19 protein-coding genes, 1 tRNA gene and 1 other RNA gene are annotated in these 19982 nt (G+C 45.1%); 9 read left to right on the top strand and 12 right to left on the bottom strand.

All coding sequences use genetic code 11. The features are described from left to right. The first annotated feature begins 87 nt into the window (after positions 1-87). Positions 88-819 carry an MlaE family ABC transporter permease gene (locus tag ABS362_RS14440; RefSeq protein ID WP_350413205.1) on the top strand — a complete coding sequence of 244 codons (732 nt, stop codon included), beginning with the start codon at positions 88-90 and terminating at the stop codon, positions 817-819. Positions 820-830: 11 nt separating this feature from the next. Continuing rightward, positions 831-1649, top strand: a complete 819-nt coding sequence (locus tag ABS362_RS14435) for an ABC transporter ATP-binding protein (protein WP_350413204.1) — start codon at positions 831-833, stop codon at positions 1647-1649. Between the two features lie 74 nt (positions 1650-1723). On the opposite strand, the gene ABS362_RS14430 is transcribed toward ABS362_RS14435, so the two are convergent. The 4 genes from ABS362_RS14430 to ABS362_RS14415 all read right to left on the bottom strand — a co-directional run bounded on the left by ABS362_RS14430 (position 1724) and on the right by ABS362_RS14415 (position 5473). After that, a complete protein-coding gene (locus tag ABS362_RS14430) occupies positions 1724-3025 on the bottom strand; it encodes a NupC/NupG family nucleoside CNT transporter (RefSeq protein WP_350413203.1) in 1302 nt (433 codons plus the stop codon). A 101-nt stretch (positions 3026-3126) separates the two neighbouring features. Beyond that, complete coding sequence (locus ABS362_RS14425; protein WP_350413202.1) at positions 3127-3732, bottom strand: bifunctional nuclease family protein; 606 nt, start codon at positions 3730-3732, stop codon at positions 3127-3129. A 17-nt stretch (positions 3733-3749) separates the two neighbouring features. Further along, positions 3750-4730, bottom strand: coding sequence for an electron transfer flavoprotein subunit alpha/FixB family protein (locus ABS362_RS14420; protein ID WP_350413201.1), 981 nt, complete (start codon positions 4728-4730; stop codon positions 3750-3752). Positions 4731-4732: 2 nt separating this feature from the next. Continuing rightward, positions 4733-5473: an electron transfer flavoprotein subunit beta/FixA family protein gene (locus ABS362_RS14415; RefSeq protein ID WP_350413200.1), complete on the bottom strand. Its 741-nt coding sequence runs from the start codon at positions 5471-5473 to the stop codon at positions 4733-4735. Between the two features lie 69 nt (positions 5474-5542). Between ABS362_RS14415 and ABS362_RS14410 the strand changes: the two genes are divergently transcribed. Then, a complete protein-coding gene (locus ABS362_RS14410) occupies positions 5543-5875 on the top strand; it encodes a tetratricopeptide repeat protein (protein WP_350413199.1) in 333 nt (110 codons plus the stop codon). 136 nt (positions 5876-6011) lie between these two features. Then, positions 6012-6530, top strand: coding sequence for a hypothetical protein (locus ABS362_RS14405; RefSeq protein ID WP_350413198.1), 519 nt, complete (start codon positions 6012-6014; stop codon positions 6528-6530). Positions 6531-6855: 325 nt separating this feature from the next. Here ABS362_RS14405 and ABS362_RS14400 read toward each other — a convergent pair whose 3' ends face one another. After that, positions 6856-7152, bottom strand: coding sequence for an antibiotic biosynthesis monooxygenase family protein (locus tag ABS362_RS14400; protein ID WP_350413197.1), 297 nt, complete (start codon positions 7150-7152; stop codon positions 6856-6858). A 424-nt stretch (positions 7153-7576) separates the two neighbouring features. Continuing rightward, positions 7577-11020, bottom strand: a complete 3444-nt coding sequence (locus ABS362_RS14395; RefSeq protein ID WP_350413196.1) for a pyruvate carboxylase — start codon at positions 11018-11020, stop codon at positions 7577-7579. Positions 11021-11316: 296 nt separating this feature from the next. Here ABS362_RS14395 and ABS362_RS14390 point away from each other — a divergent pair, with 296 nt between their 5' ends. The 4 genes from ABS362_RS14390 to ABS362_RS14375 all read left to right on the top strand — a co-directional run bounded on the left by ABS362_RS14390 (position 11317) and on the right by ABS362_RS14375 (position 14987). Continuing rightward, positions 11317-12225, top strand: a complete 909-nt coding sequence (locus tag ABS362_RS14390) for a DUF2279 domain-containing protein (RefSeq protein ID WP_350413195.1) — start codon at positions 11317-11319, stop codon at positions 12223-12225. 193 nt (positions 12226-12418) lie between these two features. After that, entirely contained in the window at positions 12419-13369 is a 951-nt protein-coding gene (locus ABS362_RS14385; protein WP_350413194.1) for a DUF2027 domain-containing protein, read from the top strand. Between the two features lie 119 nt (positions 13370-13488). Beyond that, an RNA gene (gene rnpB, locus ABS362_RS14380) (RNase P RNA component class A) lies at positions 13489-13878 on the top strand. Positions 13879-13958: 80 nt separating this feature from the next. Then, a complete protein-coding gene (locus ABS362_RS14375; RefSeq protein WP_350413193.1) occupies positions 13959-14987 on the top strand; it encodes a hypothetical protein in 1029 nt (342 codons plus the stop codon). A gap of 59 nt (positions 14988-15046) precedes the next feature. Here ABS362_RS14375 and ABS362_RS14370 read toward each other — a convergent pair whose 3' ends face one another. From ABS362_RS14370 to ABS362_RS14360, 3 genes are all read right to left on the bottom strand, one after another. Next, positions 15047-15760: an SIMPL domain-containing protein gene (locus ABS362_RS14370; RefSeq protein ID WP_350413192.1), complete on the bottom strand. Its 714-nt coding sequence runs from the start codon at positions 15758-15760 to the stop codon at positions 15047-15049. Between the two features lie 143 nt (positions 15761-15903). Next, entirely contained in the window at positions 15904-16218 is a 315-nt protein-coding gene (locus ABS362_RS14365; RefSeq protein WP_350413191.1) for a hypothetical protein, read from the bottom strand. Between the two features lie 78 nt (positions 16219-16296). Continuing rightward, positions 16297-16572 (bottom strand): hypothetical protein, encoded by a 276-nt coding sequence (locus tag ABS362_RS14360; RefSeq protein WP_350413190.1) that lies wholly within the window; start codon positions 16570-16572, stop codon positions 16297-16299. Positions 16573-16763: 191 nt separating this feature from the next. Here ABS362_RS14360 and ABS362_RS14355 point away from each other — a divergent pair. Then, a tRNA-Glu gene (locus ABS362_RS14355) sits at positions 16764-16835 on the top strand. 384 nt (positions 16836-17219) lie between these two features. On the opposite strand, the gene ABS362_RS14350 is transcribed toward ABS362_RS14355, so the two are convergent. The 3 genes from ABS362_RS14350 to ABS362_RS14340 form a co-directional block, all read right to left on the bottom strand. Beyond that, entirely contained in the window at positions 17220-18041 is an 822-nt protein-coding gene (locus ABS362_RS14350) for a DUF1206 domain-containing protein (RefSeq protein WP_350413189.1), read from the bottom strand. Between the two features lie 940 nt (positions 18042-18981). Beyond that, positions 18982-19158, bottom strand: coding sequence for a hypothetical protein (locus ABS362_RS14345; protein ID WP_350413188.1), 177 nt, complete (start codon positions 19156-19158; stop codon positions 18982-18984). Between the two features lie 123 nt (positions 19159-19281). Then, positions 19282-19815, bottom strand: coding sequence for a manganese efflux pump (locus tag ABS362_RS14340; protein ID WP_350413187.1), 534 nt, complete (start codon positions 19813-19815; stop codon positions 19282-19284). Between the last annotated feature and the right edge of the window lie 167 nt (positions 19816-19982).

Here is a 19982-nt window from a genome sequence, read left to right as displayed (position 1 = left end):
TCTTAATTTTAAGCGTAAGATAGGTATTAATAGAGTATTTTTGACCAAAACTTATCTAAACAACGACTCCTGGAGATCGACACCCCTATGCTGGAGCATTTCGGAAAATATTTATTATTTATGAGCACCCTGGTGGTGCGGGGCGAGTCGCCACGCATCCTCTTTAACAGAACTATAGATGAAGCTATACTCATTGGAATAAACTCCATTATGATCGTGGCTATTGTATCTACGTTCATTGGTGCCGTAACATGCGTGCAGGTTTCCTATAACCTTACGAGCGCACTTATACCTCGATCAACGATAGGCTTTATGGTGCGCGAAATGACCATACTGGAACTGGCGCCAACTATAACATCTATCGTTTTGGCTGGTAAAGTTGGGTCCAGTATTGCAGGCGGGCTTGGCACCATGCAGATAACAGAACAGGTTGATGCCCTCGAAGTGATGGGCATAAACTCTGCCAGCTACCTGGTGCTTCCTAAAATTCTGGCTTCGCTGCTGGTTTTCCCGATGCTGGTTACACTGGCCATGTTCCTGTCGATAGCAGGTGGTTATGTAGCAGGTACGTTAACAGGTGCGCTTACTGCCCAGGAATACATTACTGGTATCCGCGACGCATTCATTCCTTACAACATAGTATTTGCCCTTATAAAGTCAATCGTTTTTGCATTCCTTATCTCATCTCTGTCATCTTTCAGAGGGTATAATACATCTGGCGGAGCCCTTGAAGTGGGTGCTGCCAGTACTACAGCCGTAACAAACAGTGTTATAGCCGTGCTGATAGCGGATTACGTTTGTGCCGAGCTGCTCCTATAGTTAGATCAATCATGATAGAAATACATAACATACATAAAACGTTCGGCGATAAAAAGGTACTGGATGGCGTAAGCGGTGTTTTTGAAACAGGCAAAACAAACCTGTTGCTTGGCGCCAGCGGAACCGGTAAAAGCGTACTGCTTAAGTGTATTGTTGGCCTTGTAAAACCCGATATAGGTAGTGTTACTTTTGACGGCACTTACTTTACCAACAACAAGTTGGACATCCGCCAGGAAATACGTCGTAAAATAGGAATGCTGTTCCAGAGCTCCGCGCTCTTTGATTCGATGAACGTGCAGCAGAATGTGGAATTTCCGCTTAAGATGCTTACCCCGGACATGAGCAAAAGCGAACGCATGGACCGTGTTAACTTCTGCCTCAAGCGTGTCGGATTGGAGGGTTCTAATAAGAAAATGCCATCTGAACTGAGTGGTGGTATGAAAAAACGCGTAGGTATTGCACGCGCCATTGCCCCAAACTGTACCTACCTGTTCTGCGACGAACCAAACTCCGGTCTCGACCCGTTGACAGCGCTAAAGATTGATGAGCTCATAAAGGAGATTACCGAAGAATACAACATTACAACTATAGTTGTAACCCACGACATGAACTCTGTTATTGAAATCGGCGATAAAATCATGTTCCTGTACGAAGGCAAAAAACTATGGGAAGGTACCCGTGACGAGATCATGGACACCGATATCAGGGAACTAAACGAGTTTATATTTGCTAACCGCCTGATGCGCGATGCTAAAAAAGTGGAGGAAGAAGAACGTGAGGAAGAACGCGAAGAACAGCAGGAAACTAAAAGCGAGAATCAGCAACTATAGCTTAACTCAACCAACTATAAAACAAAAGGCTTCCGGGTAACCAGAAGCCTTTTGTTTTATAGTTGAATTACTTTTTAGAACGAGTATAACATACCGGCTACAGTTGCAGACATCATACAAGCTAATGATGCACCTAACAAGGCCAGTAATCCCAGCCTCGAGATGTTGCCCTGCTGGCTTGGCGCCATACTACCAATACCACCCACCTGAATGGCAATGGAACTGAAGTTAGAAAAACCACAAAGCGCATATGTAGCCATAATAATAGACTTTGTTGATAACGTACCTGCAGCTTTCATATCAGCAAGATCCAGGTAAGCAACGAATTCATTTACTGCTGTTTTCTGGCCAAGCAAACTACCTACCTGTAAGGTATCAACCCAGGGCACACCCATTATAAAGGCAAACACCCGGAAGATCTGACCCAGGATATACTGGAATGAGAAACCATCGAACTGGCCGCTCGTGCTGGCAATTACCAGTTCGTTAAGTCCGGTAACTGCACCAATTTTCATTAATGCATAGTTTAATAGCGCTATAACTGCAATAAAGGCTAGCAACATCCCACCTACGTTGGCAGCAAGTCTCAACCCATCAGCTGCCCCCCTCGAAACGGCATCGATCAGGTTTACACCAATCTGCTCCTGGTTTACTTCCAGCCTGGTGTTGATCTTGTCTCCTTCGGTTTCAGGTACCAGCATTTTGGCAAGCACTATACCTGCTGGGGCATTCATAATAGAGGCAGTCAGTAAGTGAGCTGCAAAAACAGCCTGCTGTGCAGGGTCGCTACCACCCAGGAAAGATACATATGCAGCCAGTACACCACCAGCCAGTGTAGCCATACCGCCTGTCATCAAACACATCAGCTCAGAGCGCGTCATGTGCGGTATGAAAGGTCGCACTAAAAGCGGTGCTTCCGTCTGGCCCATAAATATGTTACCAGCTGCAGAAAGGCTTTCAGCACCAGATAAGCGCATCCCTTTCGACATCACCCAGGCAATACCATACACGATCTTCTGCAGAACGCCTAAATAGTATAAACCAGAAGAAACAGCTGAGAAGAATATGATTGTTGGAAGAACGTTGAAGGCAAATATAAAGCCTAGTCCGGCATTTTGAGAAGGGTCGGCAAGGTTACCGAACAGGAAACGGGCGCCTTCGTTTGAGAAACTTAGTAATTTAACAAAGGCCCTGCTGACAAAAGCAAAGCTGTCGGCCACAAGCGGCACTTTGGTTACCAGCACTCCAAAAAGTAACTGCAGGAAAACACCATAAGCTACAATTCTCCAGTTGATTGATTTTCTGCTGGTTGAAAACAGAAAACCAATAGATAACAGGGCTACAAGGCCTAGTAATCCTCTAAAAATATCAAACATAAAAAGGCTAAAAATTTGTCAAAAATAAGGCTTATAAGTTATAAAACAAAAAGTCCTGCACCGGAATGGCGCAGGACTTTTAAAGCAATAATTTAGCTATCTTAATTGCGTTTATTTAGCTCGTCACGGATCTTGGCTGCCTTTTCGTAATCCTCTTTCTCAAGTGCTTCATTCAGCATTTTGTTAAGCTCATCAACCGAGGTCTGGTTTAACGGTTCTTTAGAACTGCTGCTGCTGGCGGAACTAGCGCTCTTTACAGTTGCTGCTTCTTCGCTGTCCTCTTCCTCCTCTTCCAGGTCGCTTAAAATAATGCCGGCTTCAGAAAGTACGCTCTCTACAGTGTAGATTGGAACCCCGAAGCGCAGCCCTATAGCAATGGCATCTGACGGACGTGCATCCAGTTCAAACTCCTTCTCGCCATCGGTGCACATGATTTTCGAGTAGAACACCCCTTCCTTCAGGTCCGAAATTAAAACTTCGGTGATGCTGACATTTACCTGCTCAGCAAACGACTTGAACAGGTCGTGGGTAAGCGGGCGGTTAGGGTTTATCTTTTCGATCTGGATCGCGATAGATTGTGCCTCAAACATACCGATAATAATCGGCAGCCTTCTGTTTCCATCTTTCTCGCCGAGCACAAGCGCAAACGAGCCCGTTTGCGACTGGCTGGAAGAAAGTCCGAGTATCTCTAATTGAATTTTTTTCACAATTAAGCCTTCTTAGTCTATTTGTCAAGGGCCTTGGCGGCCTCTATTAATTTAGGAACTACGTCAAAAGCGTCTCCAACGATGCCATAATCGGCAGCTTTAAAGAACGGCGCTTCCGGATCCTTGTTAATAACGACAATAACTTTAGAAGAGTTAACACCTGCTAAGTGCTGAATAGCACCCGAAATACCGATAGCAATATACAGGTTAGGGCTTACCGTGATACCAGTCTGGCCAACATGCTCGTGGTGAGGTCTCCAGTCAAGGTCAGATACAGGCTTAGAGCAGGCTGTAGCAGCACCAAGCGCTTTGGCAAGGTCCTCAACCAAGTGCCAATTCTCAGGTCCTTTCAGACCGCGTCCACCCGATACTACGATCTCCGCTTCCGGCAGCAATATACCACCGTCTGTGTCCTGCATTACTGTCTCCTTAGGAGCAGCAGCAAAGTCAGCATCAGTAAGATCAGCAGAAAGTTTTTCTATAGTTGCATTTGAGCCACCAGTATGTGCTACTTCAAAGGCATTCTTCTTAACCGCTATGATCTTTACATCAGATGTAAGGGCCACATCGGCGAAGGCCTTGCCTGAGAACACACCGCGTGTAACTACAAAAGATCCGCCATCTGTTTTTGGCAGCGTAGTTACGTTGGTTGCCAGCGAGCCATTTAAGCGCACCGCCAGTTTAGAACCAACTGCCGCGCCAACGTTAGAGTTAGAGAATACAAGTACTTTAGCGCTCTCCTGCTGGGCCGCTTTCGCGATTACTTTTACATAGGCATCTGCAACAAACTGATTCAGGCGGCTGTCAGCATCGTACAACACTTTGCTTATTCCGTGCTCACCTAGTTTGGCCAGTGCATCTTCGTGCACCTCGCCTATAGCTACTGCTGTAGCTGTTGTACCAAGTTGCTGTGCCACCTGGTTGCCGTAAGAGGCAGCTTCTAACGAAGATTTTTTGATCTCCCCGTTAAAGCCTTCTACAAATACTAATACAGACATGGTTATAGTACTTTAGCTTCGTTTCTTAATAATGAGATTAATTCACCGGCATTTTCAGCGTCGATCAGTTTCACGCCGCCTTTTTTCTCCGGTTTACTGTAGCCTACATATTCCGCTTTTGCTTCTGCAGAAACAGGTTCTACTACTTGCAAAGGCTTGGTACGGGCCGTCATGATGCCGCGCATGTTTGGTATACGGGGCTCCGACATTGGCTGCTGTGCGCTGGCTACAAATGGCAGTTTTACTTCCACCACTTCTTTGCCACCTTCTATTTCACGCTCTAAACGGGCTGTGCTGTCATCAACCAAATCCAGTTTAAAGGCCGGCGTTACCGACGGAATGCCCAGCATCTCGCCTACCATGTTGTGTACCTGGAAGCCGTTATAGTCGATAGACTCTTTGCCCATCAGGATCATGTCGTAATTGTTCTGCTTTGCAATAGCCGCTATCTGCTGCGCTACAAAGAAGGCATCCTTCGGATTCGCATTTACACGAATGGCATCGTCAGCGCCGATTGCCAGCGCTTTACGGATGTTTGGCTCGGCATCTGCCTCGCCTACGTTCAGTACTGTTACATTACCGCCTTTTGCTTCTTTCAGCTCAATAGCGCGTGTCAGCGCGTACTCGTCCCATGGGTTTATCACGAACTGTACACCGTTCTTATCAAACGACTTGTTATCGCCTGTAAAGTTGATCTTGGATGTGGTATCCGGAACGTTACTGATGCAAACTAATATTTTCATATAATAAAATAGTTAGCTTATTAAAAGTTAAATTTGTTGCGAAGTTAGTTAAAATATAGCCAAATCGAAATGTCACAAGATAGAATAGCACAACTTCATAAATTCCTGGAAGAAGACCCGAATGATCCCTTCACGATCTATGCCCTGGCCATGGAATATAAGCCCACAGACCAGGAAAAAGCACTAGCCTACTACACACAACTCCTCTCTGACCATGAGCGTTACGTGGGTACGTACTACCACGCAGCTAAGCTGTACGAAGAGTTGGGACAAAACGACGAAGCAGAACGCATCTATAAAAAAGGAATGCTCATCAGCAGGCAAGAAGGTAACCTGCATGCCTTCTCAGAATTGCAGCAGGCGTACAACAAGCTGATGGGCCTTGATTACGAAGATGACTAAACTGCCGGCTGCATGAACCAAAAATAGTATGCATGCAGCATATTTCCAAACTATACTTATATAACTTATTTAGGGTGGTTTTGTTACGGTGGGGTTGTGGTTAATCTTTAGTTTATAGTGCTTAAAACTTAGAAGGATGAATAACTGGAAAGAATATCTGGAACGTAAGTTTTCTGACACATCTCTTTATGAAATTGAAGATAAGACTGACCTGAACTCAAGTGGTTTTTACACTATAAAATCAAAAACAAATCAAACTATAATTGATTTTATCTGGCCTGATGAAGATTGGTATACTATAGAAGACATCCAATTTTATAGTAAATCTGCGAATGGTTGGTCAGGTGAATTTGACAATTTGGAATTTAACAGCTTTAATCCTAGAAGTGTATCTTATGTAGATGAATGGTTATCTATTCCGATTAATAAAGGATGGATAAGTGAAGAGTTTTACATAAATGAAAAGCTATTTAAGGCTGTTTCTTATGTAAACGACCAGCACAAAAAGGGAAAACGGCTGTTAGTTGATTTTAATTTTGGTTGTCTTGGACTGATTCTTTTTCCAGTAACTTTTATTTTAAATTTTGCTCTGGATAAAGGATTACTTGGAGAAAAGAAAACTATAGTTGTAGAGCCAATTGAAATGTCAACTTAACTTGCCGCCAGGGCGATCTTGTTGTTCTAATCTCGCAATAAAAGCTATGCTCAGATCTTCCTAGTCGTTATAATTTTGTAGGGACAGGTCGCGACCTGTCCGCTCGTGGACTGTAACTATAATGGCAACTATACCAACAGCAGAATTTTAATCAGTAAGAGAAAGCAGTTGTGTTATAGTAAAAGCCTGTCTAACCCCAACCACGGACAGGTCGCGACCTGTCCCTACAAACGCGTGACGGTAAACTATAGCAAATGCTACCAACTATAAAACAAAAGAGCAGCCTTAAACCAGCTGCTCTTCATATTTTAAATCAAACTATAGTTTACCCGCAAACATGCTCCAGGAACCGGACTTTGGTGCTGCCAGGCACTAACTTCAAACCTTTAGGTATGCCGTGGTGCGAGTCTTTGTAGTGGTTGGCGAACCAAACCTTGTAACTTTCTTCATCGGTCCAGTAAGTCATCAGCCAGATCTCGTTCTCATTCTCCTGCGGGTACATTACTTCCAGCTTCAGGAAACCTCTCTCCTTGTCTACCATGTGCGGGCGGTTCTTAAAGGCTTCTCTCACTTCTGCTGCCATATCGTTGGCGATGGTAAACGTACTCAGGGCTATAAACATATTCAGTATTTAAATTCAAATCCGGCTACTTTCAGATTGAATAGCCGAAACTATAAAGTGTGAAATTTTTAAAATTAAGAAAAACCTGACAAAACACGAACTATAGTTGGGAGGAATTTACATCACCCTAATCCCCTCATAAAAAAACAGGAGGGGAAATTAGCCCACCCTATGCTGGCGCGGGTTTGCAACCCGCGTCTAACTATAATGTCGGATTTGCAATCCGACTGGGGCAGAGGCCCAACTATAGTTCATCACGAGCGAGGACGCTTGCGCCATCTAAAAAACTTAATCCCCTTGTAGGGGTTAAGGTTGGGTTTGGATTCCCCAACTATAAAACAAAGAGCCACCCGATTAAACAAAGGCAACTCTTCTGAAATTTCCATTACCCCCGCCTGTTTTTAGGAGGAGGCTGTGGGAGATATTACGATAGCGTCAACACCAAATCATCTGTATTAACCAATGAGCCTTCAGGCAAATGAATGGCCGAGATCATGGTGTCAGCTGTGGCAGTTATAGTTGTCTCCATTTTCATGGCTTCAATAATAAACAGCGGCGTGTTCTTTTTAATTGGCTGCTCTTTTTCGACCAGTATCTTAGAAAGCATTCCTTGCAACGGTGCACCAACCTGTTTCGGGTTGGCTTTGTCTACTTTTACGTGCTGTACCTTTTCCACCTTCACCGATCTGTCGCGCACATCAATGTTACGGGTCTGGCCGTTCAGTTTAAAGAACACCGTACGTTCACCATCTTCATTCACGTGCCCCAATGACTGGTATTTGATAACTATAGACTTTCCTTTAGCTATGTCGATGATGGCTTCTTCGCCGGGCTGCATACCATAAAAGAACAGGCGGGTCGGTATTTTAGCCACTTCACCGTACTCTTCCAGGTGCTTGTGATAGCCTTCGTACACTTTTGGGTATAGTTGATAGCTTAAGAAATCAGTGTACTTGGTATGGCCGCCAAACTTCTCCTGGAACTCCGCAAACTCCTTGTTAAGGTTTATCGGCTCCATGTGTTCGTTTGGCCTGTCTGTGAATGGCACTGTGTCTTTCAGGATGATCTTCTGCAGCTTTTTAGGGAAACCACCCACCGGCTGGCCCAGGTCGCCTCTGAAGAAAGACTGCACCGATTCCGGGAACGAGATCTCATCGCCGCGCTCCAGCACATCTATAGTTGTCAGGTTGTTGGCAACCAAGTAAAGCGCCATATCCCCTACTACTTTAGAGCTTGGCGTTACTTTTACAAGGTCTCCAAACAGTGCATTAACCTCGGCGTAGGTCTCTTTTATAGTTTCCCATTTATCACCTAAGCCCAACGCATTTGCCTGCGGACGAAGGTTAGAATACTGCCCGCCCGGAATCTCATGGTGATACACTTCTGCTGTTCCGGCTTTCAAACCAGACTCGAACGGATAATAATACTCACGTACCGTTTCCCAATAATTGGAGTGGCGGTTAAGGCTTTGCTGGTCGAACTCGCGGTGGCGCTCCTGGAAACGCATAGCCTCCACCATAGAGTTAAAGTTTGGCTGCGACGTTAAACCTGACATCGATCCCAAGGCCACATCCACCACATCAACTCCGGCTTCAATTGCTTTCAGGTAAGTAGCAGATTGTATGGATGATGTATCGTGGGTATGGAGGTGTATCGGAAGTTTAACTGTATCGCGCAGCGCTTCAACCAGCAGTTTTGCAGCGTATGGTTTCAGCAGGCCGGCCATATCTTTTATAGCCAGTATGTGAGCGCCGCTGTCTTCTATTTGCTTCGCCATCTGCAGGTAATACTCCAGGGTATACTTGGTCTTGGCAGGATTCAGGATATCGCCGGTGTAGCACATAGAAACCTCGGCCAAACCGCCTGTACGTTTGCGTACAAAATCAATGCAAGGCTCCATGCTTTTCATCCAGTTCAGCGAATCGAAGATGCGAAAAACATCCACGCCCGTCTCCCACGATTTCTCTACAAAAGACTCAATCAGGTTATCAGGATACGCCTTGTACCCTACCCCGTTCGAGCCACGGATAAGCATCTGTAACAGTATGTTTGGTACGGCTTTACGGATCTGGGCAAGTCTGTCCCACGGATCTTCGTGCAGGAAGCGCAGGCACACATCAAAGGTAGCGCCGCCCCAAACTTCCATACTGAATGTCTGCGGATGGTCTTTGGCAAAAGCCTCTGCCACCTTCATCATATCAAACGTACGCATGCGCGTCGCCAGCAACGACTGGTGCCCATCCCGGAAAGTGGTATCGGTATAGTGTATCTGCGGATCTTTGCGGAGCCATTTCGAGAACTCGTCGGGGCCTAACTGCGTGAGCAGGTCTTTGGTGCCGGGCTGGTATTCTTTGTTCAGGTTAAAGCCGTGATAATCCGGCTTGGTCAGCACACGGTCTTTGTCAACTTTCTTTACATCCGGGTTGCCATTAACTATAGTTTCGGCCAGGAAGCCCAGCATTTTAGTAGCGCGGTCCTGGGGTTTTTTAAAGATGAACAGCTCTTTATGGTCCTTTACAAAATCAACAGTGGCATCGCCTGAAACAAAAACAGGGTGGTTAATGATGTTCTGCAGGAACTGTATGTTGTGCTTCACCCCACGGATTCGGAATTCATCAAGGGTGCGCGACATTTTCATGGCGGCATGGCGCAGCGTTGGTGCCTGCGCCGACACTTTTACCAGTAACGAATCGAAGAACGGGCTCACTTTTGCGCCCTGGTATACACTGCCCTGGTCAAGACGAATACCGAAACCACCTGCACTCCGGTAGGCTATAATGGTACCATAATCTGGTTTAAAGTCCTGTTCCGGGTCTTCGGTGGTGATACGGCACTGAATGGCTACGCCGTTTGCACGAACGATATGGTTCGGCCCCAACTGCACTTCTTCATGATCTAATCTATAACCGTCGGCTATAAATATCTGCGTTTTTATCAGGTCGATACCGGTTATCATCTCCGTAACGGTATGCTCAACCTGTATGCGCGGGTTAACTTCTATAAAGTATATGTTATTGGTGTGCGGCTCAACCAGGAACTCCACTGTACCAACGTTATTATAGTTTACCGCCGAGCATATCTTAATGGCATAGTCGTATAGTTTCTGACGGGTTTCTTCATTCAGGCTGATGGCCGGAGCTACCTCCACTACCTTCTGAAAGCGGCGCTGCACCGAACAGTCGCGCTCGAAAAGGTGCGTTATGTTGCCATAATTATCAGCCACGATCTGGACTTCGATATGCTTCGGGTTCTCTACATATTTCTCCAGGAAAAGCGTATCGTCGCCGAAAGCTTTAAGGGCTTCGTTCTTTGCTTCAAAAAAGCCTCTTTCCAACTGCTCGTCATCCCTAATCACTCGCATACCACGACCGCCACCACCTGCAGCGGCTTTCAGCATTAGCGGGTAGCCAATACGGTGAGCTTCTTCCAGGGCCGTATCATAGGTATTCAGGTCAAGTGTGTTGCTCTGAATAATTGGGACATCGCAGCTTAGGGCTACTTTTTTGGCAGCTATTTTATCACCCAATGAGGCCATTACTTTTGGCTTCGGACCGATAAAAATGATACCGTTATCAGCGCAGCGCTGCGAAAAATGCTGGTTCTCAGACAGGAAACCATAGCCCGGGTGAATCGCATCAACGCCGTTCTCTTTCGCAATTTTTATGATGGCATCAATATCTAAATAAGGCTGCAGGGGCTGGTTATCCTTGCCAACCTGGTAAGCTTCGTCTGCTTTGTAGCGATGGAGAGAGTAACGGTCTTCATACGTATAGATGGCAACCGTTTTAATATTTAATTCGGTGCACGCGCGCAACACACGTATGGCAATCTCGCCACGGTTAGCAACAAGTACTTTTTTTATGTTCATAAAGGTGAGATGAAAATAGTAAGTATAAATAGTCGCTTCGGCGCACCCCAGCTGGCTACGCACCCAACTTTAAATTCCTAAAAAAGAGATAACAGTGTTATTTGCCCGGAATAAATTGTAAAAACTAAACTTTGTAAGGCACCCGTTAATACCGATTTTTGATACATAAGGTTATACTCTAATTGCACTATATTTCAACATTACCGTGAGGGTAATTTTATAGTTTAAATTACAAAACAACCAGACATTTAACGCGCCAGCTATAAACTATAACCTGCATTGCATATCTTTGACCAATGCTGAAACAACTGGCTATACTTCTATTGCTGTTCTGTATGCTGTTGCGGTTTACTCCTGCGTCGGCTGCAACTATAGTTTCAGCAGATTCCGGGCAGGTTAATAAGCAGAAGTTGCTGGTTTTAGGCGCTGGCTTTACAGCCGGATATTCCGCAATGATTGTGGGGCTTAACAACGCCTGGTATGCCGAACAGGAACGAACAGATTTCCATTTTTTTAATGATAACAGCCAATGGCGGCAGGTTGACAAGGCCGGGCATTTCTGGGGTGCTTTTCACCAGAGCCGCGCCGGAATAGATATGCTGCGCTGGGCTGGCGTGCCTGATAAAAAAGCAATTCTTTATGGCGGCTTGCTGGGTGTAGTACTTCAAACACCTGTAGAAGTGTTTGACGGATACCAGAAAGATTACGGCGCATCGGCAGGTGACTTAATTGCGAATACGGCAGGCTCAGCGGCTATAGTTGCCCAGGAATTGGCCTGGCACGAAGTAAGAATTATGCCGAAATATAGTTTCCATACGACACGCTATGCAGCTGAAAGACCAAATGTATTAGGCAAAAGCTTAGCTGAACAGGCACTCAAAGACTATAACGGGCAAACGTATTGGCTATCAGGTAATGTAGGTGATTTTCTGCCCAAACAAAGTAAGTACCCGAAGTGGTTAAGTATTGCTGTGGGTTATGGCGCCGAAGAAGTAGTGTACAACCACGAAGCCACAAACTATAGATCTGGTTTTGATGCGCATCGCCAGTATTACCTCAGCCCCGACCTGAACCTGTTGCATTTTAAAGGCCGAAGTAAGATTCTGAACACCGCTTTGTATGTATTGAGCATCGTAAAAGTGCCTGCCCCTACCCTGGAATATAACCGCAAAGACGGCTTTAAGCTGCATGCGTTATACTTCTAAAATCCACACCCAAAACATTCGTATCTTTGCTATAGTTGATAGGTAGGTACAGGAGTTTTTACCCCCCCTAACCCCTCCGAGGAGGGGAATTATCTGATAAATCCTTATTCCCCTCTTGGGAGGGGTTAGGGGGGGTTTATGTTGGCTGAAATTATCGGCATTTATAAAAAGACCATTTACAAATAAACAAACTATGAACGTAGGAGACCGCGTGCGACTGATGTCTGGTCGCGAGGAAGGCATTATTACCAGGATTCTGGATAACAATATAGTTGAAGTTGCCATTGATAACGACTTTACCATACCGGTAGCTCGCCGCGAAATTGTGGTGATTGCTGCCGAGGAGAACAAGTACATGCGTTCTGACGATATAATTGAGGCACCAACACGTAAGCAGCCACCTGCACCGGTTTTGACTGAAAAAGGAATTTACCTGGCCATGGTACATCAGTCGGAAGAATTACTGGCGGCAACTATAGTTAATAACACTGATTACGATGTGCTGTTTACCACCGGCGAAGAGCGCAACAACCAGTACCGCGGCCTGCAAAACGACAAACTGGCTCCGAAAGCTACGCGGGTTATCTCGCATTACCACCTGAAAGACTTTGAAAAATGGCCAAGTTTGGTGGTGCAGTTCCTGCAGCACAGAAATGGTGCCCCTGCTTTGTTTGAGCCGGTTACCAAACGTGTACAATTCAGAGCCAACTCTTTTTACAAAAGCAAAAAAACGGCCCCGGTACTTAACAAAGAAGCTTACCTGTTTCAGCTCGACACTAAACCAACTATAGTTGACACTGATAAAATTAAAGAGCAGTTAGCCGACAAACCAGAACAGAAAGAAAACTATAAACTACAGGCCCCGGAGCACGAAATTGACCTGCACATCGAAAAACTGACCGAAGACCATACCGGCATGAGCAACAGCGCCATGTTAAAACTGCAGCTAGAGACTTTTCAGAATGCATTGGACAGAGCTATGGCCGCCAACATGCACGAGATCGTGTTCATACACGGGGCAGGCAACGGCATACTTCGCAAAGAGATCCAAAAACTACTGAGCCGCACACCAGGCATTAAATTCTTTGAAGACGCCAAGAAGGAGAAATTCGGCTATGGCGCTACGTTGGTGAGAATAAAATGAGTTAAAGAGTTTGTGAGTTTAGGAGTTAGAAAGTTTTTAAATCTTTAATTCCTAAACTCACAAACTCTTTAACTCTTAAACTAAAAAAACGCTACTTTTGTAGTCTATAAAAGAGAAAAGCAGCAAGCCGTCTTATCGCTGCGAAGAAATTCGGAGAGGAAAGTCCGGGCAACGCAGAGCATCCTGCTTCCTAACGGGAAGGGTCTGTTTTGGTGACGAAACAGATACAGCCAGTGCCACAGAAAATAACCGCCAGTGTAAGCTGGTAAGGGTGAAAAGGTGCGGTAAGAGCGCACCAGCGGCTGGGTAACCAGTCCGGCTGGGTAAACCTCAGGAGTTGAAAGACCAAATAGGCCGGCAGCGTCTTGCTTCGGCAGGACTAAGGGCTGCTCGTCCGATGTCGGTGGGTAGGTCGATGGAGCCTGTGCGCGAGTGCAGGCCTGGATAAATGATAAGACGCGCACCTTCGGGTGTAGCGACAGAACCCGGCTTACAGGCTTGCTGTTTTCTTTTTTATAGTTTCACGTCTCCCCTGTTTACATTCCATTTCCCTGCAACTATAGTTCTGTTTGCCAAGAGGTATACAGCGATGTTTGTTATCTTTGCACCGCAAAATGTACAAGCCATGGCCGACCTCAAACTATACGACCCGTTCCCGAAAATGCAGTTCACAGATGAGCACTGCTTTTTGTGCGGCACAACTATAACTACAGCTGATAGAACACCGGTTTTCGGTGAGTGGATGCAGGATAACTATAACCTGCGCGACAAAGAACTGCTGCTGCTCGATAAAAGCGTTACCACCTTCAACCGCTTAACAATCCCCTGCTGCCAGCATTGCCATACCAACTATATACTACCACTCGAAAAAGAAATAGAAGCAGCTGCCGAAGCTGGTTATGAAGGCATTAATTCACTTGACCCGAAAAGACTTTTCCAGTGGATTGGCAAAATGTATTACGGTACGCTGGTTACAGAACTGATCAAAGAAAAAGACCCGTTAATTCTGCCTGAGAACCCGGTAAGCGAAAACCCGCAGATGCTGGGCAAGTTCAAGACCTTTTACCAGGTGCTGCAGTCACTGCGCGTGCCTATGGAGTTTTCTGATTTTCTGCCCTGCTCCCTGTTTATTTTGCAGGTTGACCCAACCGAAGACGAACTACCATTTGAGTACCAGGACGAAATTACAACTATGGCTTTCAGTATTAAACTTGGCCCTGTGGTTATAGTTTGTAAACTGCTAGATAACGGCATTATCCGGAATGTACTGAACAGGCTTTATAATTTAACAGAAGGTCAGAAATTACATCCGATCCAGGTAGCAGAATTTAAAGCCCGTGTTTTCTATGCCGCTTACATCTTTAATGTGGTCCCGGATTATTTTATCAGGCCGGGCAAGGCAGATGATGAGCTCCTAACTATAGATACGCTGATTGACGACATCACCAACGATGTGTTCAACCCGTTTGAGCCGCTGGCTTACGCACACATGCTCGAAGAAATGCTGAAACCCTGGAGCATCCGTGAACCCGAGATCCTGAAAGACCCCGCTAAGCCCCTCACCTTCCTGACAAACGAAGATGGCACACTCCGGGAAATAACGAGTTTTGAAAAGTAAAACAAAAGGCTTCCGCTAAACTGCAGAAGCCTTTTTCATTGAGTTACAACTATAGCTTCTTAATTCTCGATAATAAAACTAACACTTACATTAGAGGTAATAACAACTTCGCCGGCAGCTATCGTTGGACCTTCAGATCCGGCGCTATCCTGCATCTTCATCATGGCTGCTTCGGCATATGGCATTGGCCTGCCTCCCGAGGTGCTTTCGTTTATAGCGTAAACCCTACCAACCTTTGCACCCAGTTCGGTAGTAAGCAAAGTAGCTTTTTGTTTAGCATTATTAACTGCAAGCTTACGTGCCTGGTTTCTGTACTTCTCCATATCCGACACCTGGAACGAAACACCTTCTACCCTGTTCACACCCGCACCATATAATCCCGACATAAGATCATCGAACTTGGTCAACTTTCGCACCAGCACCGTCATAGTCTTTTGGGCAGTGTAAAAATCAGGCGTAGTACGGCCATATTCCCCACTTGTATAGATAGGGTAAATACTCATATACGAGGTCTGGATATCTTTTTCGCTGATGCCCTGCTTTTTAAGGTATGCAATGATAGCAGAGGCTTTAGAATCAGCTTGTTTTCGAGCCTGTTCAAGTGTTTTTTCACGCACATCCACGCCCATCGTTAAAATTACCTGGTCAGGCTGCACACGCACTTCACCAATGCCATTTACATTTACCAATGGCGGCATAGTCTGTTGTTGGGCCTGAACCTGTAGCAGCGTTATTGTAAATAATGCCAGCAATACAAATACGCTCTTTTTCATAAGTTTATAATTTAAGGTTGGGATTAATATAGTTATCTCCTATATAGCCGGGATTACAAATCTTGTACCACAAAACCAAAGTACAGAAAATAAAAAAAGCCTTTACCGTAAAAGGCAAAGGCTTGCAATCTGATTCTTGCTACTTATTCAGTAGCATACTCATATTCATCATCCATACTGTAACGAGCCAATAATACAGCTCCAACAGTTAAAACTCCGGCGGCAAGTATAAGCTGTGTGGTTGTTAATTTTTTTGAAGCTTTGACTATAATATTACCTACATCCTGTAGCAGATCAGGTAATTTTTCGTGGTTGCCCTGCATCACATGCATCACCGACTCAATCGTTTTAGACATATCGTGAGGCTGTAGCAACTTTAGCACACTTTCTTCCGAATTATTGTTCTTTCCTTTTGCTTCGTTACTATTAGTCTGGTTCTGTTTATTATCGTTTTCCATAGTTCTTTTAGTTGAATTTGCGACTTAGATATTAATCAAGTTTGTATTTATACGATATTTCGTACCATTGGAGGCTATTTACGAAACTGTTCTTCCTCCATATTCTTCTACCATTTGTGTCATACGCTGCACCAGGCTATTCTCATTCACCATCATACTGGCAGGAAAACCAACGCTCAGATCATTTATCTGTAAACTCTGTGAATCAGAATTATAGTTGTACTTCGCATTTATTCCTTTTTCGCTTATGTTTCCTTCGTTACCCTGCAACGTAAGTCCCAGTTGTTTCAGTTTATCTTTTAAATGATTAAAAGCTTCCGGACTTACACTGGTAAAATGTACTTGCTTTGACATATAGTTTTGTTCTTTGATTATAGTCTGTAAATCTACAATAACGGTATAAATAAACTAATTGTTAAACTATAACTGGTAGAGAAGCGAGGCAGAAGATATATCGGGATAAAAAATTTACTTAATTTAATCTCCCTCGTATTTGTTTTTAGCAAACAGCCTATTATCTTTGCACCGCAATACAGCAATTGCACGGTCCGTTCGTCTAGGGGTTAGGACTTCAGATTTTCATTCTGGCAACAGGGGTTCGATTCCCCTACGGACTACACGATAACCCATTAAAACCCGCTTATTTCAACAAATAAGCGGGTTTTTGCTTCCAGAGTAACAGAAAAGTAACAAAAAAGATTTTCTAAGTTGTTAACCGCTTTTTCTTTTCTTGTTTGAGCTCCTACCCGATTAGCACTTTCTTCAGTATTTCGTTTTTCGCTCTACCTATTCCAGCTGCTACCTGATAGCTTATGTCCTCTCCATGTACGGCTGCCAGCTTATGATCAACACCTTTTCTTCAGGTAGTAAATATCCATAGTCATAGCAGAAGTGATAGGCATTCTCTTTTGGGTGCGGTACAAATGTGTGAGTAGCAAACGCCAGCTGCTGCACCCACTGCAAGTTCTTGGCTAACTATATACAGGTGAAAACTTAAGCTGCTACTTATTGCTGTACCTGGCCTCTATAAAAACGAATAGACTATAGCAGATCAGACCAAGCGCCACTGCCCCCAGCAGGTAGGCTCCGTAGGAGGCACTTTCAAGAAAATAGAAGGCACTTCCCCCAGCACTCTTCTTGGCGCCCAGGGCTGCTCTTACAAGCAGATAGCTAAAGATGCCCCACACGGCGCCACGGGAGACATGGCCTATCTTTCCTGTCTTAATCATTAACTCTTCAGATTTGTGGTCTAAACCAGCCTCCTTTATCTTGTCCCGGTACCCTTCAGAGAGGCCTTCATAAATAAAATAAGCCCCGCCCAGACCAATGAGTACTGCTCCGAAGAGAAGCAGCCACTGGCCCATGGGCTTTTGCAACACCTCCGTAATGAATGTCTGCTTGATGCTATCGCTCCCAGTGCCGCTACTCATTGCCAGCCTGCCCGACAGGAACGCCAAAAACCCATAGAATGTCCCGCTGGCTCCGTAACGGGCCCTGTAGATAAGCCCCCTGATGCCGGTGCCTTTTTCTTCCGTGTCGGTAATGGCCTGCAGCAGCCTCCAGACACAGTAGCACGCCAGACCGATGGAAAAAAACAATAACAGAACCTTCCCCAGGAAAAGCTCCTCTATAAAAAGGAAAACCTCTTTTCTGTTTATCTCCTGTGCCTCCTTACCAATCTCAAAAGCCGCCGCCAGTGCCAGCACTCCCAGCAGGAAGTATACAGTGCCTTTTGCAACAAGGCCCACCTGGGCAAAGCGCTTTACCCATTTGGGGGGAATGGCAGGGATATATGCAGCAGGATCTAATTGCTTCAGTTTCATAAGGTCGGAGTCTCTTTGAGACAGTTGGTCTGCTCCTACACAAATCCAGCTTGACGATTTCTTACTTTTATAGGACTTAGGCTCTTCAAGCTATACGTTACCCATTAAAGTATCCCTTGTATGTGGTATATGTTCTAAACGGCAACAGAAAGCAATAAGGTAATGGGGTATCCGATGCTTCATGTATTTCTAGTATTTACCCTCTGTTGGGTACCCGGCAGCGCCGGGTAAAAAGCCACTATACTTGGGTTATACCAAAAACATCTTCTTATTAAAGGTTAAAACCAACAACTCATGCTGCTCAACTTGTTACAGCTACTTGCCGGTTTTATTCTCCTGATCTTTGATTTATATTTATAGAAAAAGGCCACAGTTAGCTCTATTTTAATAGCAGCTTTAACTTTAAAAAATGTGTGCACTTTAAAGTTAGCCTCCACGCTGAGTGAAGCTATTGCAACATCTGTTCCACTTCAAAAAGAGATAGGATGGGCTTCGCTTCAACAGATGTGTCTCTCTTAATTAAAGCAAAGCAGCAGTAGTTCATGCACAGAATACTGCTGTTTCCATCCTTTAGAAGGTAAAGTGGAATTTGGCTATAAAATGCTGCCTACTGCTATGCTGCCTACTGCTGCCTTCTTTTAGCCTGTTCTTCAAGCGCCTTGAGCTCGTGCTCAGCCTCCTTTAGCCGATCATTGGCAGCCTTTTCCCGCTGCCAGGCTTCTTCGGCCAGTCGTTAGGCTTCCCGCACTTCAGCCTCTAACCTTTCCACCTGCTTTTGCTGTGCGGCCACGGCTGGATCATCAGACATGCTGTTCCCTATAATAGCTGAACAGCTAGAAAATATCCAAAGCAGCGCCCAGACTCCTATGTATGTAACTACTCTTGTTGCTTTCGTAGTTTTTTGATGTTGGTATTTTAGTTGGAATTTATTCCTGGAACTTTACTTTCTAAAAAGCTTAACGATAAAGTAAATAATACCCACCACAATAGCGATGATGATCAAAGCTACCCAGAACCCGAATTCCAGTACATCACCGACAAAATCACAGCCAGATAGGGTAAGCGAAAAGAAGATGAACAGCAAGCTTAGGAGTAAATGTATGTAGTTGTTTTTCATATGTTCTTATTTACATGTTATACATAGAGCAACAGGTGCTTCCTATAATTTGTACCTGTTACAATACACTAAAGTTACAATTGTTCTTGGCCACTACCATACCAGCGTGCGCTGCTGCTTCCATCAGACAAGTCCAAACCAGCTCAATGCAGCCAGCAGGCACAGCAGCACTCCCGCCCCGGTCTGTGCAAAGTTTTGCCACTTGACAGTCACTTTTCTACCTACATTCAGGCCTAGCCAGGTGTAGAGCACAGAAAAGGCTGCAATGGTAGCTGCCAGCAGTAAAGGAGATATGTTTACATGTCCCAACCCGATGCCAAAGCCGGCCAACAGGTTATCCAGGCTCAAGCCTAGCTCGAGTAGGACAAGGTCTTTCCAGGTGGTCAACTTATCTGCCAGCTTTCGATCTGTCTTTGCTGGCTTGATTGCTGCGTAAAAGGCCAGTACCGCAAGTCCCAGTAAAACTAGCACTGAAAGCACACTACCAACTTCTCCCACCACTGTAGATGCTTTTTCACCGGCCCATACTCCCAGTAGGGGCATCAAAAACTCAAACACCCCAAAAACAAGAAAGATGCGCCACCGACGCTCCACTTGTCCCAGTGTCCCAAGTGTCAGGGCGGCCGCCAGGTTATTGGATCCAATCACAAAGCCCATAAGAAGAAGGGTCAGCACCATATTTAAATAGCTATATTATTTTGCAGCACTATATTCTTTCTTTTTCGGCTCACCTACCAAACCGCTTACTAATCCAGGTAGTACTTGAGCAGCAAGCCGTTGGCATCGAGTGTTTGAGCAGGAGGATTATCATCTTTTTTAATTTT

It is taken from the genome of Pontibacter populi (genome assembly GCF_040278685.1).
Lineage (GTDB): Bacteria > Bacteroidota > Bacteroidia > Cytophagales > Hymenobacteraceae > Pontibacter > Pontibacter populi.
This window is presented reverse-complemented; position numbering and strand designations above follow the sequence as displayed.